We start from the raw sequence: 19,598 nt of genomic DNA, 5'->3' as shown, positions 1-19,598 counted from the left end.
GGGAAAGGAGCCCAGTGAGTTCCTGCTTCTGTTGTAATTTGCTTCATGTTACTACCGTCAACTCCGATAGTGAATATTTGCATATCCTTACTTTTGTTTTCTTCTTCGCTTTTTTTCCATGCTCTGTAAATAATGCTTTTATTATCAGGCATAATAAAAGCTCCGCCTTCCTGCCAGTCTTCGGTAAATGTGATTTGAGTTTGATTGCTTCCGTCTATATCCATAGTCCATAGATCCATTTTTCCGTCAATTTGGCGACCAAAGAGAATCTTTTTGCCATCAGGGCTATATGCTACCTCCGCATCGTAATATTTGTTGTTTGTAAGCCTTTTTACATTTTCTCCATCTAAATCAGATGTAAAAATCTCGGCACCTTGCGGATAATCTTTAGGGTCTGAATAGTTTCCTTTATGCATGTCGGGGTTTGCTCTTGTTGATGTCCAGATAAGCGATTTTCCATCCGGTGCATAATAAGAACAAGCGTCTTCACCTTTGTCGTTAATTCTTTTTCGGTTGCTACCATCAATATTTATCGTATAAACCATGTGGCTTTCATCTCCTTCTTCTTTACCGTTGTATATAAGTGATTTACCATCCGGTGAAAAATATGCTTCAGCACCATTTGTTACATTTGGAACTTTAGTTATGGTAAGTTCATCATTTTCTTCTCTAGCTTTTTCAGGTGTTATATTTTCGGCTATTTCCGGTTTAGCCTCATCAGCTTGTTTTTGCTTAGGTTCTTCGTTACAGGAAGATAGTATTATAGTAGATAAGCCTAATATTAATATTCTATTTTTCATATGTATATTGTTTTATGTTAAGGACATCATTCTAAAGCGTGACAGGTATGTTATCCCCATTTATATTCATCACACTTGGTCTCGGCTTAGCCGAGATGGGGATTTCATATGTATATAATTTTATGTTTTTAGTTATTACCTGTCTTTAGAAAACAGGGAGTTGCTTTTATTTAAGGCGAGTAAGTAAAAGCATGAGAACTACTCGCCCTAAAAAAACTACAACTAAAATTTTAATTTCTTGGTCTTCCTCCTTTTTGTTGACTTTCGTAAAGTGCTTTTCTAGGGTTTAATTTTGCCTGAGTTTCTCCATCAGATATTTTTACATTAAGAGGAGAATCTAAAGCCGGTAGAGAACCTTTGAGAACATTATTTGCTTCGTCTCCTTCAAATCCTAAATATCCATACTTACCATAGTGTAAAAGCTTTCTTGTTAATGCAGCAACAGCTTCGTCAGAATTGGCACCTACAAAACCAACGCTATAATTAATGTTAGCCGTGTTTGGAGTAGAGTAAACCAATGATCCGTTCGTACTCAATGATTTAATCTGTTCAATTTTCTCTGTTCCCAGATAATCGGCATAATTAGTTTGTAATTCCTTAGTGTTGAATTTGTTTTCGAATCCTAATACCCAAACAGCCTGATCGGCAGGAAGCTTTTCAAGGTCGCTATCTAATACTATTGTTGCATTTTTTCCTTGAGATTCTTGAGTCTTTTTCCATGTTTCAGCCATAGCTTTGTAAGCTTCAAGGTTTGCACTTTTACCAGGTAAAATCAAAGTAGATTGTGTATTTCCAAATACCTGCGACAAAGAAGAAGGAACTTCTTTTCTGTTAAGTCTTCTCATTAAGTTAAACTGAGGATCAACTTCAATTTTTAAAGGTTTTTTATCTAAAGCAAATTCGTAAATATGCTCCTTTTTGTCCATTGAGGCTGTTTTCCATATTACCTCATTTGCTCCTTCAAGATAAATAGCTACCGGTACTTTAATATCGAATGCTTCTTCTTTTTGAACTTGATTAAGTTTGAATTTAAGATTATAACTTCCATTATCAGATTTTACATTAATATCAGAAATTTTAAGAGTAGGAGCTCCTGTACGGTTTATCCACTGATCGAAGAATGCGTCCAGGTCTTTACCTGAAACAGTTTCAAAACTATTTTTAATATCAGTAAAAGATGCTTTTCTGAATTTATTGTTTTCGTAGAAATGCTGATATGATTTTACAAATACATTATCTCCCAGATAGAGGCGTAGCATATTGTTTGCCATTAATGATTTTCCGTAACCAACAGCTTCCTGAGCCGAGTTATTTCTGTTTAGGAACTCTTTTACCGGAAAGTCGTTTTCCTCATTTACATAATCTGTAAATTTTTGAAGGGTATTTCTTCTGTAAACTGCTCCACCGCCTTTTTGTTCTGCCATCAGGTGATCTGCCATATATGCTGTAATTCCTTCGCACCAGTTTCCTTCAGAGTAGTCAACAAATACACTGTTCCCCCAATAGTTGTGCAATAATTCATGAGGATATGATGAAAACAGAATCCAAGGGAAACGGATAACTTTTTCTCCTAAAAGGGTAAAAGAAGGCATTCCGTAACCCGTTTCCCAGAAGTTTTCTACTAAGGCAAATTTTGTATATGGGTATTCACCAATTAAAGTTTCATACATTTTTAGGTATCCGCTTGTAACACCTAAATATTTGTATGCTAGTTTATCATCGGGAGTTCTTAAAAATGCCTGAACTTCAACTTTACCGGCAGGCATTGAATATTCTTTCCACTGTGCACCAATAAGGTAAACTTCGTCCATTGGCTCGGGAGAAGAGTATTTTACAGTTCTTTTGTCACCTTCTACTTTGTTTATTGTTCTTTGTCCCTGTGAAACAATATTGTACGACGAATCTATTTTTACAGTTAATTCGAAAGAACTTAAGGTGTTTTCTCCAAATGAAGGTGTCCAGTAGGTAGATCCTCCCATGTAAATCCCTTTTTTTGAGATCATTCCCTGAGTTTCGCTAAATCCGCGGGCATACTCTGCTGCGCCGCTTTTAATTTCGTCATTAATAACACCTTCGTATTCTAAAACAATAAGTGTTTTTTTATCGGATAACTTTTTTGCATTTATTTCATAGTTAATATAAGAGTCTTCTTCCGAAGTTTTCCCAAGCGATTTAAGTTTTAATCCTTTGTTAAGTACCTTTAACTTCAGGTTTTCGTTTAATGAAAACTTCAGAGATTTATCTTCAAAATTGGAGTTGACGACGTATAGCGAATCAGTAACCTTAATATAAGAATTATGTACGTCGATTTCTGAATTTATTTTTTGATGAGAGTTTTTCTCTTCTTCGGGATTAGAATCTTTAGCGTTCAAAACCGAAGTTGCCAGCAACATCAGTAGCAGGGCAAACTTATTTTTTGTTAGTTTCATTTTGTAGGAATAGATTAAATAAATTGCATATTGTTTCAAATATATCAACTTAATATTAATAAACAAATAAAAATTATCGAAAAACGATAAAAGACAGACGTAAGATTATACAATGCTAATTTGTATCATCCGGAATATATTCAAGAATATCACCGGGTTGACAGTCCAGAGTATCACAGATTGCTACAAGAGTAGAAAAACGGATAGCCTTGGCTTTTCCTTTTTTTAGTATAGAAAGGTTGGCCATAGTTATGCCTATTCGTTCCGAAAGTTCGGTTAATGACATCTTGCGCTTGGCAAGCATTACATCAAGGTTTGTTACTATTGGCATAATTTTAGATCGTTAATTCATTTTCTTCTCTTAGCTTGTTTCCTTCGAAAAACACCTGCGATATAGCAAGTATTAACAAACCGAGTAATATTGTGTGAAAATCGAAGTTAAACTTACTTTTGAAAATAATTCCTTCAAGATTAAGGGTGTTTTTAATATGTAAATTTATAAAGTAGTATAATAAATTTGGAACTACATCAATAGCAATAACCAGATATGATATTTTTTTAATAAATTCTCCGTTTTGTATAATGAAAAAATTGTTATTTCCCATGTTTTTAAATAATTCACGCAGATAGTGAATTATCAACATAAAAATGAATAACTGAAGAAATACTCCCGCTAATCTGTATAATACATAGTTGCTTTTAAAACCTGCTATATGGAGCCTGCCCTCACCATTTGATATGTAAACATCGCGTTTTTCGATTTCCGGAGCAATGACAGATCCCGGAAGTTCGATTTTTTTATATTCCACATTAAATCCGGTTAGTTTGTCTAAATCAACAAACGACGGATTAGAAAAAATGGTAATTGCAAAAACAATAAGAATTCCGATAAATAGCCATTGTATGTACCAAATGGCCTTTAATAGCAGGGAAACAGCTTTAATAAAAGAATATTTTTCAGACATTATTTATTAAGGATTAGTTATATTAATTTTGTTTCTACGGTTTTATTTTACTTTCCAAACATATTCTTTGATGTGTCCTGATCTCAAAATTTTGAACCTAACCTCATCGAATTGTTTTTTCTCTCCTAATATTTTCCAAATATTTGAAACATGTTCGGGAGTATCAAGAGAAATATCTTCTATCGACAGGATGATATCACCACCCAATAAAAAATCTTTTTCACCGATTTTTGTATTTAAGTAGCCTCCTCTCAATCCTAAAAAGTAGGCTGGAGAATTAGGCGTTACGGATGAAATCATCAGCGCTGCATCCTGCGGGATATTTAAAACTTCTGCCAAAGTTCCTTGTATGAAGTCTCCATCAACACCAAACCAGAATCTTTCCTGTTTGTAAAGTAGATTATTTGTCAGATTTGAAGTAGATGCAAACCCAATTCCTTCAAAGCCTCCCGATCGTGACAGTATAGAACTTATTATTCCAATTACTTCGCCTTTTTGATTAAACATAGGACCTCCTGAGTTCCCGGTATTTATAGCCGCATCAGTTTGAAAAAACTCCATACTTACACCTTCTTCTATTTTTAGTTTATCATGATGTATGCCACTGATTATTCCACTCGATAATGAGTATTCCAGTCCCATAGGAAACCCTATAATATATATGTTGTCACCAATTTTAACCTCATCAGAATTACCGAATTTAGCAATAGTTGAATTTTGAGAAACTTTATCAGCTATTAGCAGAGCTACATCTCCTGTATTAGAAATTTTTTCTATCGAGGCTGCTGATGTTGTACCGTCTTTATATATAATTTCTATTTCACTTGCATTTGAAACTACATGAGCCGCAGTAATTATTTCTCCTGTTTTACTCACTAATACTCCTGTGCCCAATCCTCCTGAAACGATTTTCTCATAAGGATCACCTATACCTTTGTTTGTTTCAGACTTTACAATAACCTGAACCACTGACTTACTTACTTTATCGTATTGTTCAGAAAGAGTTTGACCAAATGATATATTTACCATTAAAAAGGCAAAACATAGTAGTTTTATTTTAGGATATTTCATAAAACAGTAATTTATAATTATTAAGAAGTATAAATGTAAATCTTTTTATTTAATGATTCTCATCTGTATTACAACATTAATTTCGGGCCACTCTCCCTTGTCAGTTTGAACCGATGCTATTTTGTCGATAGTATCGAAACCTTCAATTACTTCTCCAAATACGGTATGTTCACCGTCGAGGTGTGGTGTGCCTCCAATTCTATAATATTCTTTTCGTTGTTCAGTACTTATTTTTTTCTTGTATTGTTCTTCAACCATATCCATAGTTTGTTTATCGAAAGTATGTCCCTGAACAATATAAAACTCAAAGGGGAAAGTAAGTTTGTCAGGATTATCAACATAGCTTCTCGAAGCAGCTAATGCTCCTTTTTTATGAAAACGATTTGCTTTTATTTCTGCCGGCAGCTTGTAGGTGCCAATTTTAGCTCTTTTGCCGCTTGTTCCCCAGTTGTCTGTGTTCCCGGCCTGAATCATGAAACCTTTTACCACTCTGTGGAAAAATGTTCCGTTATAGTATTTCTCGTTGATCAGGTATAAAAAATTAGCTCTGTGCAGAGGTGTATCCTCATAGAGTTTAACCTGCATATCGCCGTAATTTGTGCTAATCTCAATAATTGTTTCCGGGTGTTCTTTGCCGTATTTTGTCAAAAAATCAACAGCATTTTCATTTGTAAGAACAGTTTTCTTTTTTACGATTTTTACTTTCTTTGGTACACTTTTATTTTTTTTCTTTGTTTCAGTATTACATGAAGTTAATACAGAAGCGAAGAAAATTAAAGCCCATACTATTCTCATTTTTAAGTATTTTTTGTTAAATTATTATTGATTTCAAAAGTATTATTTTAATTGTAAAATTTAAATGCAATATCATTAGTTTTGTCTATACTTGGTTTTAAAGATTTTAAATATGGATTTTGATACACTATATGATCGTGTAAAGAAAATAGATTCAGATAAGCTTCCGGGTCAGGAGTCACAATTTAAAATGGTGCCTTCAATTAGACCAAAAATATCGTGGGAAGAGGTTTATGAAACCAAACCTACTTTAGCGTCTGTTCTTCTGTTAGTGTATCCTGATGGAGAAGATAATAGTAAATTTGTACTTATTCAAAGAAAAGAATACAATGGAGCTCATTCTGCACAAATAAGTCTACCCGGAGGAAAGCTTGAGGAGGATGAAAATGAATTGGAAGCTGCATTGAGAGAAACTTATGAGGAAATTGGTGTTGATTCGGGAGAAATAGAGGTTGTAACCCCACTTAGCAAAGTATGGGTTTCGCCCAGTAAATTTCTGGTAACACCTTTTTTGGGGATATTAAAAGAAAAGCCCAGCTTTGTTAAGGACAGTTATGAGGTGGAAGAGATAATAGAAGTAAATATGACAGAATTTTTGGATGATACATGTATATGTGAAGAAATAGTTAGTAGTAATTATGTTCAGAATCTGAAAGTTCCGGCATTTAGGTTGGGCGATAGAGTTGTTTGGGGAGCTACTGCGATGATACTTAGTGAGTTTCGTGATGCTGTTATATGATTTGCTGTTATAAAAAAAGAGCTTTTTTAAAAAACGATATATTTTTCTGTAACTTTGTAAATCTTTTTTTGTTGAATTTATCCAAGTAGTTATAGTTATATAACTTGGAGTGAAGTTATTTTTTAGCTTCTACAGTGTAGAATATAAAACCATATTATGGGATTATTTAAGAAAAATCCATTCGGACAATTACTGATATTAAAGCGAATAATAATATTAGTTTTTGGAATAATTTCGTACCGCAGGTACAATTCATTTAATAAATTGAAGATTAAGAATGGCAAAATTCTACAAAACTTACCTGAGCGTAATGTTCTTTTTGTTTCAAATCATCAAACTTATTTTGCGGATGTAGCTGCGATGTTTCATGTTTTTGCGGCATCCAATAATGGTTATATTCATAATATCACTAATCCATTGTCATTTTTCAGGCCAAAGTTGAACTTGTATTTTGTGGCTGCAAAAGAGACCATGACAGCCGGTCTGCTGCCAAAGATTTTTGCTTATGCCGGAGCTATTTTGGTACAGAGAACCTGGCGTGAAGCAGGTCAGTCAATTCAAAGAAAAGTAAAAGCACAGGATACCGATAGTGTAGGTGTGGCTTTAGATGATGGCTGGGTAATTACTTTTCCGCAAGGAACTACGCGTGCTTTTAATCCCGGCAGGAAAGGAACAGCTCATATTATAAAAAACTATAAGCCAACAGTTGTACCTATAGTTATTGATGGTTTTAGAAGAGCATACGATAAAAAAGGATTGAATATAAGGGTAAAAGGTGTAGACCTTTCCATGACTTTTAAAGATCCTTTGGAAATAGATTATAAAAATGAAAGTGTTGAGTCGATAATGGATAAAGTGATGCATGGTATTGAACAATCGCCGACCTTTAACAGAGTTAGACCATTAGAGCATATGCGCCCTAATTATCCAAGATTCCAAACAGAATTAGGTGATAAGAAGTTGAAAAAGCCTATATTTGACTACTAGTTTATTATTATATACAGCTCCTTTATCTGGAGCTTTTTTATTTAGGATATTATGAGGATACACTTTATATCAATTGGCGGAAGCGCCATGCACAATTTGGCTATTGCTCTCAGTAAAGAAGGAAATAATGTTACGGGGTCTGACGATATAATTTTTGAGCCTTCGAAAAGCAGGTTGGAAAAATATAATCTTCTGCCTGACGAATTAGGATGGAATGCCGACAGAATAAGCCCGGAAATCGATGCCATTGTTTTGGGTATGCATGCTCATGCCGATAACCCTGAATTATTAAAGGCAAAGGAACTTAATTTAAAGATTTACTCATACCCTGAGTTTCTATATAATCAATCAATAAATAAAACCCGTGTTGTTATTGGAGGTTCACATGGTAAGACTACCATTACTTCTATGGTGTTACACGTGGCCAATGAACTGAAGCTTGATGTTGATTATATGGTTGGAGCCCAGCTCGAAGGTTATGAAACTATGGTTAAGCTTAGCGATGATAATAAGTATATTGTTTTAGAAGGAGATGAATATTTGTCATCAGCCTTAGATTTAAGGCCTAAGTTTCATTTGTATAAGCCTAACGTTGCATTGCTTACCGGAATAGCATGGGATCATATCAATGTGTTTCCAACATTTGAAAACTATGTGGAGCAGTTTAAGATCTTTATCGATAAAATTGAAGATGGTGGAGTACTAATATACAATGAGGAAGACGAAAATATAGTTTCACTTGTTAATAAGTCTGAGGCTAATATAAATTTCATTCCATATTCTACTCCAAAATATGAAATAAAAGAAGGCGGTTATTTTATTAATACGGACGAAGGAGAGTTTAAGCTTGAAATTTTTGGTAAGCATAACCTTCAGAATTTAGAGGGAGCTAAAGAACTTTGCAGTCAAATGGGAGTTAGTTACTCTGATTTTTACAATGCTATCTCAAGTTTTAGAGGAGCTTCACGCCGTTTGGAAGAGGTTTATAAGGACGACGAACATATCGTGTATAAAGATTTTGCCCATTCTCCATCTAAAGTGGAAGCAAGTGTATCGGCTGTAAGCGAAAGATTTGCCGATAAAAATAAACTGGTAGTATTGGAGCTTCATACTTACAGTAGTCTTAATCCGGAATTTTTGGTTCAATATGAAGGCAGCCTGGATTCGGTTTCTAACCCGATTGTTTATGTCGACAGTGAGATTGTGAAAAATAAGAGGATGGCTCCAATTGGAGAGGAACAAATAAAAAAGGCATTTGCCAAAAATGATTTGATTTTCTTCGATAAGCCTGATGAGTTGAAAGAATATGTGAATGCCAACCTTCAAAATACAGATGTGGCCCTTTTTATGTCGTCAGGAAATTTAGGAGGCTTACAATTAGATAAGTTATATTAGTCTAAGTCTTTGAAGTTAAGTTAATTGCGGTAGTTCGTCTGTAATAATTAGCAGTTTATCAGAAAGCAATAACTTTTGTAACAAAAGATACTTTAGGAGGTGAAAGGTGTTGTACATTTGCACCATCAAAAATAAGGAAATAAGATATTAACATAAATAATTATTATGCCTACAATTAAGTTAACTACAGAAGGTTTCAAGAAAGATATCTTCGATTACACAACTAAGCAAGAATGGGATTTTCAAGGTGAACTTCCAGCAATCGTTGATTTTTACGCTGACTGGTGTGGACCATGTAAAATGGTAGCTCCAATCTTAGAAGAGCTTTCTGATGAGTATGCAGGAAAAATCAATATCTATAAAGTTGATACTGAAGTTGAGCAGGAGTTAGCAGCCGTATTTGGTATTCGTTCTATTCCTTCAATTTTATTTATTCCTAAAGAAGGACAGCCAATGATGCAACCTGGTGCTCTTCCAAAAGAATCTTTAGTTCAGGTAATTGAAAAAGAACTTCTTAAAGTAGAAGAAGCAAAATAATCTAAATAGATTATATATAATATAAAGAAACCGTCATAGTTGTTATGACGGTTTTTTTTATACGTATAAATTAATTTGATAGAATATGTAAAACTTCTTTTGTATTAGAATCCACCTTATATCTTTCGTCGATACGCTTTCCTATTACCCAAACAATATCTTCGCCCGATACTAATAACCATTGTTCTTCTTTATCCAAAAGTGAGTATTTTTCATCTTTATAGAATTTGCTTATCTTTTTCTTTCCTTTCAATCCCTGCGGGTAGAAAAAATCACCGGTTTTCCACTTTCTTATTTTAAGGGGGAATTTAAGTTTGCTTTTATCTAATTGAGCTATTTGTTTATCGTGGTTTTTCGAAAATATTTCAGATGTTTTAAAGTTTAGCCGGATAGGGATATTGATTGAAGATATATTTTCTTCAATAATGAATTCTTCAGGTTCTACATTCTCAATACGTCTTAATATGAGAGTATCCCTGTCTTTTATAATACGGTGAGTTTCCGAGAAGAACATTTTTCCCGAAATTGAAGAAAAGCTGTGTAATATATCGTCAATATTTCTAAAGTTAAACGGAAGCAGTTTTTCCCTCAATATTGTTTTATAGGCTATGTGTTTCTTCAGTTTGGGTATTGAAATTTCAACAATATCATCCCTCTCAGACCAAAAATCGCAATTTAAATTGTTGAGATATTCATTTTGAATTTTTTCCGTTTGTCTGAAATTATCTATGTTTTTAGAAAATGAATCGACGAACGATGGATTTAGTTCTTCGAAAAGAGGAATCAGTTCATGTCTGATTTTATTTCGCTTATATATTGTATCTAAATTAGAAAGATCTTCTCTCCACTGTAAATTATTTTCATTGGCATATTGCTCAATTTCATTTCTCGAAAACGGTAAAAGTGGTCTTATAATATTTCCCGAAATATCTTTCATTCCTGAGATACCCGTAATTCCCGTACCCCTGCTGAGGTTCATCAGTATGGTTTCAATATTGTCGTTTAGATGGTGTGCTACTGCAATATAGTCGAAGTTGTTTTGTTTGCTTAGTTCTTTAAACCAGTCATACCTCAGGTCTCTGGCAGCCATTTCGATAGAGATTTTTCTTTTGGAGGCAACTTTTCTTGTATCAAATGATGTTTTAAAAAGCGGAATTTCAAAATTTTGAGCCCATTGTACTACAAAGTTTTCATCTTCATCAGAATCTTTTCCACGTAGTTTGAAATTTACATGAGCAAGTAATATCTCAAAACCCAATTCATTTAAAAGATATGCCAATACTATACTGTCTAGGCCTCCGCTTAAGCCGATCAGGATCTTTTTGTTTTTAATAAAAGCAAAACTATCGCTTATATGTTTTTCTAATTTCTTAATCATGTTTTAAGATTCTAAACATTGCATCCGCCTTAACCATAGTTTCTTCAAACTCTTTTTCAGGATCAGATTTGTAGGTTATTGCTCCACCTACCGTAAACGAAAGATACTTTTTTTCGGCATTATACAAAATAGATCTTATTATAACATTAAAATCAAAATCACCTTCGGGACTAAAGTATCCGACTGCTCCTGAATAAAGGCCTCTTTTGGTTTTTTCATATTTCTCAATAAGTTCCATCGCACTTATTTTCGGAGCACCCGTCATAGATCCCATTGGGAAGGCATTTTCAATTATATCAACAGGCGAAATATTATTATCGACTGTAGAGCTAACCGTCGAAATCATTTGATGAACCTGTTGGAACGAATAAACTTTACACAGCTCATTAACGGTTACAGATCCTTCTTTTGCGGTTTTCGACAGGTCATTTCTCACCAAATCAACAATCATAATATTCTCGGCTCTTTCTTTTTCATCCTTTTCCAACTCGGCAATGATTCGTATATCTTCATCCATAGATTTACCTCTTTTGGCAGTTCCCTTTATTGGCTGTGATATAATTTTTGATCCTGTTTTTTGTACAAAACGCTCAGGTGAAGCCGAAATTAAATAGTTGTTGTTTAATTTGTAGAAAGTAGCAAAAGGGGGAGTAGAAATTTTATTGAGCATAATGTATTTCTTCACAGGATCTATAAGTGCTTCATCCGAGTAAAATTCATGGCAATAGTTTGCTTCGTAGATATCTCCTCTTTTAATATGAGCTCTCAGTTTTTGAACATTATCGATGTAAACTTTTTTTGGAGTTCTGTTTTGTATGTGAAGTTTCGATTCTTCTATATCTGAATTTACTTCAGTGTTTAATACATTTTCAAGAATTTTATCAATTTTTCTTTCGTCAGAGGTTTTTGGATAGGAAACTTCTAATTTATTACCCTTTAAAAAGAAAATAACTTCAGGCTGAAAAAAATGAAGAGCAGGAAAGTTAAGCCCGTCAAAATTTGAGGAGCTCAGTTCTTCAATATCATTTTTTAAATCGTAGGTGAGGTAGCCAAATATCCAGTCGTTGATATTTCTTTGGTAGTCTTTAAGCTTTTCGAAAGCTTTATTTTCACTTTGCAGCATAATTTCCGATACTGGAATAGCAGCACAGGCAAAATCAAAATTTGAAAATTTCTCTCTGTAACGGCTTGAATCCAGAAGAACGAAAGCATTAAGTTGTTGTCCCCATCGCAAAAGTTGTTCCTTAACAAAATCGGGGTTTTTCAGGCATAATTGCTTTATTTTTCTTTCAACCATTTCCAAATGTAAAATTAATCGTTGACAAATTTACAAAAAGAACCTGGCTATTGTTGATACTTATAAGCTTATTAGTTAGGAGATTAAATAAATATGTATTAACTTGATGTATAGATATTTACCTACAATTAAATTACAATTTTAACTACGTGTAACAATGAAAAGAACCCTTTATCGATTGAGAATGTCGCGGCAAATTGTCGGTATTCTCGAGAAGACAAAGAATGGCCTTCGCTATAAATCGCGAAAGTTTTTATGGTGGATGCGAGGCATGCCACGTTATGATGAAATAGATGAAGGTATTGGGTATAAAGACAGGAATGGCAGGGATATATTCGAGTTGGATATATTGAATGTAAAGGATGTTGTTGATAATAAGATTAAGAAAGGGGTTGTGTTATGGAATGCTAATAAGTTTGGCATACTTTTTATAGACAGCAAAGAGTTTTTTCCATTTTTTTTAGCGGGGATAAGATTTTTTAAGTCGGAAGATATTACCATTACCGGTCAACTCTATAATAACATTGAACTTATTGATGATTTAGGACTAGATAATTTATAGTTATTAAATATATGACACCTGTTAATTTGCCAGGTGTAATTATACCAATTTATATTCAAAGTGATTGATAAATAAGTTGAATTATAACAACTTATATCGGTCAGTTTGCGTAAATATTGGTATTACTTGCAACAAATACCAAATTTATGTTAGAAAAAGTATATGGAGGCGCTGTCTTTGGAGTGTCTGCAACTACAATTACAATTGAGGTAAATGTAGTAAAAGGTGCCGGTTATCATTTAGTAGGACTGCCCGATAGTGCCATAAAAGAAAGCAGTTATCGCATTAGTGCAGCTTTGAAGAATAATTCCTATAAAATGCCCCGCAAAAAGATTACCATCAATATGGCTCCGGCAGATCTGCGAAAAGAGGGCTCAGCTTACGATTTAGGCATTGCAATAGGGATATTAGCTGCTTCTTCACAAATAAAAGTTCCCGATTTGTCAGATTATCTAATCATGGGAGAATTGTCTTTAGACGGTAGTCTTCTGCCCATAAAAGGCAGTTTGCCTATTGCAATAAATGGCAGGGAGGAAGGGTTTAAAGGTTTGATTGTTCCGATTCAGAATGCAAAGGAAGCAGGTGTAGTAAATAACTTATCGGTTTATGGTGTTGAGAATATTTCAGAGGCAATTCAGCACCTTGAAGGTGATAAAATTTTGGAGCCGGTAGATATTGATACCCGTCAGTTCTTTTTTGAAAACCTCAGTAAGGCTGAGCACGATTTTTCAGAGGTTAAGGGGCAGGAAAATATAAAACGCTGTTTAGAAATTGCTGCAGCCGGCGGGCATAATGTTATAATGGTCGGTCCTCCGGGATCGGGAAAAACCATGCTCGCAAAGCGTATTCCGTCAATATTACCGCCGATGAGTCTGAACGAGGCATTGGAAACTACAAAAATACATTCAGTGTCCGGGAAACTGCAGGAAGAAAGTGGGTTGATGAGTGTCAGACCGTTCAGATCTCCTCATCATACCATTTCCGATGTGGCTCTTGTAGGGGGAGGGTCGTACCCCCAGCCGGGAGAAATATCACTTTCGCATAATGGTGTTTTGTTTTTAGATGAGTTGCCGGAGTTTAAGAAAAGTGTTTTGGAGGTGATGAGGCAACCATTAGAAGATAGGGAAGTAACTATTTCCCGAGCTAAATTTACAGTTACATATCCATCCAGCTTTATGTTGGTAGCTTCTATGAATCCTTCTCCAAGTGGATATTTTAATGATCCCGAAAAGGCATTGGTATCGAGTCCTTTTGAAATGCAGCGCTATCTGAGTAAAATTTCCGGACCTCTTTTAGACAGGATAGATATTCATATAGAAGTTACTCCCGTACCTTTCGATAAACTTTCCGAAGACAGGAAGGGAGAATCGAGTGAAGTCATAAGGGATAGAGTGATAAAATCTCGTGAAATACAGGAAAGGAGATTTATAGAACACGAAAAGATACACTCAAATGCACTGATGGGACCAAATCAGATTGCTGAATACTGCAAACTTTCAGAGTCAGGTAAAAAACTGATAAAAGATGCTATGGATAAGCTGGGTTTGTCTGCCAGGGCTTACGACAGAATTTTAAAAGTGTCAAGAACAATTGCCGACCTTGAGGGTGCGGAGAATATTGAAAATCACCATTTGAGCGAGGCTATTCAATACAGAAGTTTAGACAGGGAAGGGTGGTTGGCATAGTAAGATACTTTGATAAACCCGGTAACCGTTATAATTTATGAAACGGTCACTGAGTTTATCTAAGAGTTATTTAACAAAAATATGCTTTCCGCCTTCGTATGATTTAAGGAAACCAAAAGATTGGCTATATAAGCCTTCTTCTTCTAAAATTAGCTGTACCTGATCTGCAATTTCTTCTTTTACCGCAATCAACAGACCTCCGCTTGTTTGGGCATCGCATAAAATTGTTTGGATATTGGCATCGTTTGGAATACTTACTTTATCAGAATAACTTTCCCAATTTCGTTTTGTGCCCCCGGGAATATCTCCCTGATCGATATATTCGTAAACAGATTCAAATACAGGGATTTTATCATAATCCAGTATTGCCATTAAGTTGCTTCCTTCGCAAACTTCCAGGAGGTGCCCAAGAAGTCCAAATCCTGTAACATCCGTCATTGCAGTAACACCATCTAATTCAGAAAGTTTGTCTCCTACATTATTTAATCTCATCATAGATTCCGGGGCGATATCAGCATGTTCTGCTTTTAGAGTACCGCTTTTTTGAGCCGTAGAAAGTATGCCAACACCAAGAGGCTTTGTTAAAAATAGTCTGCTTCCGGCCTCTGCTTTATTGTTTTGTTTAAGCTTATCCAGATCTACCATACCCGTTACTGCCAAACCAAATATAGGCTCCGGATTGTCAATACTGTGCCCACCTGCAAGAGGAATACCTGCTTCTTTGCAAATTTCCCGTCCTCCTTCTAATACACTATTTGCTACTTCGTTCGAAAGTTTGTTTACCGGCCATCCTAAAATGGCAATAGCCATTATCGGTTTTCCTCCCATTGCATAAATGTCGCTGATAGCATTGGCAGCGGCAATTTTTCCAAATTTGAAAGGGTCATCAACAATTGGCAGGAAAAAATCGGTTGTACTTATTATTCCTTTTCCGTTGCCTATGTCGTAAACTGCTGCATCATCGCGAGTGTCATTTCCAACGATTAATTTATCTGTTTTTACCGGTGTTATATTACTTTTTAATATTGTTGTTAGTGCTTTGGGTGAGATTTTACATCCGCACCCCGCTCCATGACTATATTTAGTCATCTGGATTTCCTTTATTAATTCGTCCATTTTATTGTTTGTCAGAATGGTTCTTTGTCACTATTTAATTAGCGAACACTTTATCCGTTTTGTTTATGATTTTGATTACCCGGTCCGAGATGGTATTAGCATTTCGGTAATGATCTACATCTTTCAGTTTTATTATAGATATTTTATTCGGATCTCTATTTTCTACCCCTCTCAGGTATGCTTTATCGTAATATATTAATGAAATTTCTGCAACGCTTAATAAGTCGTTATTGTTAAGAGCCTCAATTGCAATTTTTGTATTTAGCGGACCTAAACGTTTATGTATTTTTAATATTGATTCTTCCAGTTTGTCTTTATGTTGTTTGCCATAAGTTTGAGTCAGGAAAAAAGCTCTTTCAGAACGTGGTATATCAACAAAAAATACTCTTTGTTCGCGCATTTGTTTGAATAAACTTTCAGGAATTCTCGCTTTTCCAATATTTAAACTTTCATCTTCAAGCCAGATATAATCACTGAGATTTTTGCTGGTCATTTCTTCAAAAAGCATGTTTTGAAAATGTTCTACAGATGGCTGTTCATTTTGGCCAATACCACCAAAAGCCGATCCTTTATGGTTTGCTAAACCTTCCAGATCGATAACCTGTTTGCCTGTTTTAGCTATTTCGTGTAAAATTTCGGTTTTACCGCTACCTGTATATCCGCCTAAAATTATTAGTTTAAATTTTTGTTCAAAAAATGAAAGAACGGCTCTCCTGTAAGCTTTATAACCTCCTTCTAAAACATAAACTTTTTCGAAACCATTATTGTGCAAATGTTGAGCAAACGATTCACTACGCATTCCGCCGCGCCAACAATGAACGATAATTGTTTTTTCGGGAGCAGCATCTAATGACGCCTCGATATAATGATCGAGCTTCGGATTTACTAACTCATATCCTTTTTCTATAGCCGCGTCTTTAGATACCTGTTTATAGATCGTGCCAATAATAGCACGTTCGTCATTTGAAAACAGGGGAATGTTAACTGCATTTATTATATGACCTTTCTTATATTCTCCCGGAGACCTGACATCAATTATCGGAAGTCCATTATATTTTTCGATATATTTCTCTATTGTAATTCTTTCGATCATGGTATGTTTTTTATGTGTACTTTTCTATAAAGATGTAGTTCTGTCTTTATTGCAGAAAAATATTTCAGGGTAAATATAACTAAACATTAGACTAATTACAGAAAAAAGGCTTTTAAGTATGTTAAAGAAACTGCTTCTGTAGTATATTAAAAATGCTTATTCTTTACAAGTGTCTTATTAACTTTTATAATACATTTGTATTCACAATTTTTAATAGAAAATATTATTTACCAATGGAAAATACAGTTCTTTATCCTTTTAAGTTTGAGCCAATTCTGAAAGAAAAAATTTGGGGAGGAAGTGGATTAAAAACTCTGTTGAATAAGAAAGCATCAGGAGATAAAACCGGTGAGTCATGGGAGATAAGTGGAGTGAAAGGCGATGTTTCTGTTATTTCAAACGGAGAACTGGCAGGGATAAATTTACAGGACCTGCTTAGTAAATATAAAGGAGAATTGCTTGGCGAGAGAGTTTATAGGCAGTTTGAGAATGAGTTTCCGCTATTGATAAAATTCATCGATGCACAGGATGATCTGTCTATTCAGGTTCATCCAAATGATGAGTTGGCAAAAGAACGACATAATTCTTTTGGAAAAACCGAAATGTGGTATGTTATTAATGCAGAAAAAGATGCCGAATTAATTTCCGGATTTAACAAAACAATCGATAAGGAATTATATCTCAATAAGCTTGAGGATAAAAAACTTGGTGATATTCTAAATTCAGAAAGGGTAGAGGCAGGAGATGTGTTTTTTATACCCGTTGGAAGAGTACATGCGATAAGGTCGGGTATAATGTTGGCCGAAATTCAGCAAACATCTGATATTACATATAGAATCTACGACTGGGATAGGGTAGATGATAATGGAAAAGGGCGTGAGCTGCATACCGAATATGCATTGGATGCTTTAGACTTTAAAGGATACGATAAATATAAAACCGACTATTCTGTAGTTAAAAACGAAAGAACCCAACTTGAGAAATGTTCTTATTTCGAGACAAATTTGTTTGAGCTGGACTCGTCTAAGAAGATTTCGTATAAAGATTTAGATTCTTTTGTAATCTACATGCTTATGGAGGGTGAACTGAATTTGAAATATAGTGATTCGTCTTTGAATATAAAAAAAGGAGAAACCGTTTTGCTTCCTGCTTCAATTACTGAAGTTGAGCTTGAGGTAGTAAAAGAGGCCAAGTTGCTGGAGGTATATTTACCTGGATAAGAGTTGGGAGTCGGAAGTCGGGAGTCGGAAGTACTTCTGACTTCTGACTTCATGCTTCTTTATTTCAAAGGGATTTTCTCCTTAAGCAGTTCAACTCCATCAAAAACGGCAGGGCAGATCTCGGTATTTTTTACGGTAAGGTTTCCTATCTGAAAAATCTTCTTTCTGTCTAAGTGCGGATATTCTCTACATGCTTTTGGACGGGCTTCATAAACTAAGCAGTAGTTGTCGGCAGCCAAAAACGGACAGGGCATTTCTTTGAATACATAATCATTGTCTTCATCAATTCTTAAATATTGATCTATAAAGGCCGTAGATTTCATTTTCATGAACTTCGACAGGCGCTCAATATCCTTATCTTTCAACAAGGGGCCGGTGGTTTTACAACAATTTGCACAGCTCAAACAGTCTATATATTCAAATACCTCGTCGTGAATATCCTGCATTACCAGGTCTAATTGTTTAGGTTTCTTTTTTCGAAGTTTTTGAAAGTACTTTTTGTTTTCGTTATGCTTATCTTTGGCCCGTTTAGGCAGTTCTTCTAGTATTTTTTGCATAATCTGAAATTATATTTAGGATTCTGCAAAAATATTAAAAACAATTTAGCAAATAAACAGTTAAGCAAATAAACATCGAAATGAAAGATATATTAGGAAAGGCATTAATAGATTTCTGGAACAAAAAATATACAGAAGATATTATTACAACTTCGAATATTACCGAGGAGGATGAAATGCCATTGCCGTATTTATTTCGCCGTTGGAAAGATATGCCTAAGATCGAGCAAAGTGCTCTTAATTTATGTAATGGAAAAGTTCTTGATATTGGTTGTGGGTCGGGGAGTCACAGTTTGGAGTTGCAGAATAAGAATGTTGATGTTAAGGCTATAGATATATCTGTTGGTGCCTGTAAAGTTGCCAAAGCAAGAGGGGTGAAAAAAGTTGAGAATTCGTCTTTGGAAGATTTTGAGGGTGAAGAGTTCGATACTTTATTGCTTTTGATGAACGGTATTGGCCTTGCCGGAACATTGGAGAATTTGCCAAATTTTCTCAACAAATTAAAGTCATTACTAAGCGAGGGAGGTAAAATATTACTGGATTCTTCTGATATTTCGTATATGTTTGAAGAGGAAGATGGAGGAATGTGGCTTGATTTAGGAAGAGAATATCACGGAGAGTTAACTTTCCAGATGCACTATAAGAAACAAAGTACAGAAGAGTTTGACTGGCTTTATGTTGATTTTCCACGATTGAAGAGTGTAGCTGAAACCGTAGGTCTTAAATGTGAGCTGGTAGAGGAAGGGGAGCATTTTGATTATTTGGCTAGGTTAGAGGTGGTCTAAAGTATAAAGTCTAAAGTTTAAAGTCTAAAGTTTAAAGTATTACTTGTAAACCGGATCCTTCACCATTATCTCGTCGTGATGACCCATTTCTTTTTCCATTTCGGTGTTGATTTTACTTTCTACAAAATCGACAGATGGAAGATATGGCTTCAGGTCTAATACCGGTGTGCCGTTAAAAGCATCTACA

At 34.8% G+C, this 19,598-nt stretch carries 19 protein-coding genes; 8 read left to right on the top strand and 11 right to left on the bottom strand.

All coding sequences use genetic code 11. From position 1 onward, the window contains the following. The 6 genes from ABFR62_06920 to ABFR62_06895 all read right to left on the bottom strand — a co-directional run. Positions 1-800, bottom strand: an 800-nt coding sequence (locus ABFR62_06920) for a hypothetical protein (GenBank protein ID MEN8138147.1), incomplete at its 3' end; no start/stop codon positions are given. A gap of 230 nt (positions 801-1,030) precedes the next feature. After that, positions 1,031-3,229, bottom strand: a complete 2,199-nt coding sequence (locus ABFR62_06915; GenBank protein MEN8138146.1) for a M1 family aminopeptidase — start codon at positions 3,227-3,229, stop codon at positions 1,031-1,033. Positions 3,230-3,344: 115 nt separating this feature from the next. Continuing rightward, positions 3,345-3,560 (bottom strand): helix-turn-helix transcriptional regulator, encoded by a 216-nt coding sequence (locus ABFR62_06910; GenBank protein MEN8138145.1) that lies wholly within the window; start codon positions 3,558-3,560, stop codon positions 3,345-3,347. Positions 3,561-3,564: 4 nt separating this feature from the next. Then, the gene (locus ABFR62_06905; GenBank protein ID MEN8138144.1) at positions 3,565-4,194 is read right to left on the bottom strand and encodes a DUF2975 domain-containing protein; all 630 of its coding nucleotides are present in this window, start codon (positions 4,192-4,194) and stop codon (positions 3,565-3,567) included. A 42-nt stretch (positions 4,195-4,236) separates the two neighbouring features. After that, complete coding sequence (locus tag ABFR62_06900; GenBank protein MEN8138143.1) at positions 4,237-5,265, bottom strand: trypsin-like peptidase domain-containing protein; 1,029 nt, start codon at positions 5,263-5,265, stop codon at positions 4,237-4,239. A 45-nt stretch (positions 5,266-5,310) separates the two neighbouring features. Next, complete coding sequence (locus ABFR62_06895; protein MEN8138142.1) at positions 5,311-6,060, bottom strand: peptidylprolyl isomerase; 750 nt, start codon at positions 6,058-6,060, stop codon at positions 5,311-5,313. Between the two features lie 112 nt (positions 6,061-6,172). Between ABFR62_06895 and ABFR62_06890 the strand changes: the two genes are divergently transcribed. The 4 genes from ABFR62_06890 (at position 6,173) to trxA (ending at position 9,718) form a co-directional block, all read left to right on the top strand. Then, positions 6,173-6,799 carry a CoA pyrophosphatase gene (locus ABFR62_06890; protein ID MEN8138141.1) on the top strand — a complete coding sequence of 209 codons (627 nt, stop codon included), beginning with the start codon at positions 6,173-6,175 and terminating at the stop codon, positions 6,797-6,799. A gap of 156 nt (positions 6,800-6,955) precedes the next feature. Then, positions 6,956-7,786, top strand: coding sequence for a lysophospholipid acyltransferase family protein (locus ABFR62_06885; GenBank protein MEN8138140.1), 831 nt, complete (start codon positions 6,956-6,958; stop codon positions 7,784-7,786). A gap of 51 nt (positions 7,787-7,837) precedes the next feature. Further along, the gene (locus ABFR62_06880; protein ID MEN8138139.1) at positions 7,838-9,181 is read left to right on the top strand and encodes a Mur ligase family protein; all 1,344 of its coding nucleotides are present in this window, start codon (positions 7,838-7,840) and stop codon (positions 9,179-9,181) included. Between the two features lie 165 nt (positions 9,182-9,346). Next, positions 9,347-9,718: a thioredoxin gene (gene trxA / locus ABFR62_06875; GenBank protein ID MEN8138138.1), complete on the top strand. Its 372-nt coding sequence runs from the start codon at positions 9,347-9,349 to the stop codon at positions 9,716-9,718. Positions 9,719-9,788: 70 nt separating this feature from the next. Here the strand turns inward: trxA and tilS are convergent, their stop codons facing one another. Next, complete coding sequence (tilS, locus tag ABFR62_06870) at positions 9,789-11,096, bottom strand: tRNA lysidine(34) synthetase TilS (GenBank protein ID MEN8138137.1); 1,308 nt, start codon at positions 11,094-11,096, stop codon at positions 9,789-9,791. Next, positions 11,089-12,393: an anthranilate synthase component I family protein gene (locus ABFR62_06865; protein ID MEN8138136.1), complete on the bottom strand. Its 1,305-nt coding sequence runs from the start codon at positions 12,391-12,393 to the stop codon at positions 11,089-11,091. The genes tilS and ABFR62_06865 overlap by 8 nt, the downstream gene beginning before the upstream one ends. A 157-nt stretch (positions 12,394-12,550) precedes the next feature. Between ABFR62_06865 and ABFR62_06860 the strand changes: the two genes are divergently transcribed. Both ABFR62_06860 and ABFR62_06855 read left to right on the top strand, forming a co-directional pair. Continuing rightward, positions 12,551-12,955, top strand: a complete 405-nt coding sequence (locus ABFR62_06860; protein MEN8138135.1) for a YopX family protein — start codon at positions 12,551-12,553, stop codon at positions 12,953-12,955. 146 nt (positions 12,956-13,101) lie between these two features. Beyond that, positions 13,102-14,640, top strand: a complete 1,539-nt coding sequence (locus tag ABFR62_06855; protein MEN8138134.1) for a YifB family Mg chelatase-like AAA ATPase — start codon at positions 13,102-13,104, stop codon at positions 14,638-14,640. A gap of 66 nt (positions 14,641-14,706) precedes the next feature. On the opposite strand, the gene selD is transcribed toward ABFR62_06855, so the two are convergent. Both selD and mnmH read right to left on the bottom strand, forming a co-directional pair. After that, positions 14,707-15,756 (bottom strand): selenide, water dikinase SelD, encoded by a 1,050-nt coding sequence (gene selD, locus ABFR62_06850; protein ID MEN8138133.1) that lies wholly within the window; start codon positions 15,754-15,756, stop codon positions 14,707-14,709. 34 nt (positions 15,757-15,790) lie between these two features. Next, on the bottom strand, positions 15,791-16,849 hold the full coding sequence (mnmH, locus tag ABFR62_06845) for a tRNA 2-selenouridine(34) synthase MnmH (protein ID MEN8138132.1): 1,059 nt from the start codon (positions 16,847-16,849) through the stop codon (positions 15,791-15,793). A gap of 233 nt (positions 16,850-17,082) precedes the next feature. Between mnmH and ABFR62_06840 the strand changes: the two genes are divergently transcribed. After that, entirely contained in the window at positions 17,083-18,069 is a 987-nt protein-coding gene (locus ABFR62_06840; protein MEN8138131.1) for a type I phosphomannose isomerase catalytic subunit, read from the top strand. A gap of 59 nt (positions 18,070-18,128) precedes the next feature. Here ABFR62_06840 and ABFR62_06835 read toward each other — a convergent pair whose 3' ends face one another. Beyond that, a complete protein-coding gene (locus ABFR62_06835; GenBank protein MEN8138130.1) occupies positions 18,129-18,626 on the bottom strand; it encodes a YkgJ family cysteine cluster protein in 498 nt (165 codons plus the stop codon). Positions 18,627-18,706: 80 nt separating this feature from the next. Here ABFR62_06835 and ABFR62_06830 point away from each other — a divergent pair, with 80 nt between their 5' ends. Then, a complete protein-coding gene (locus ABFR62_06830; GenBank protein ID MEN8138129.1) occupies positions 18,707-19,411 on the top strand; it encodes a methyltransferase domain-containing protein in 705 nt (234 codons plus the stop codon). Positions 19,412-19,598 lie beyond the last annotated feature (187 nt).

It is taken from the genome of Bacteroidota bacterium (genome assembly GCA_039714315.1).
GTDB lineage: Bacteria > Bacteroidota > Bacteroidia > Flavobacteriales > JADGDT01 > JADGDT01.
Note: the sequence above shows the minus strand (reverse complement) of the source record. Positions and strands in the feature narration are given on the sequence as shown.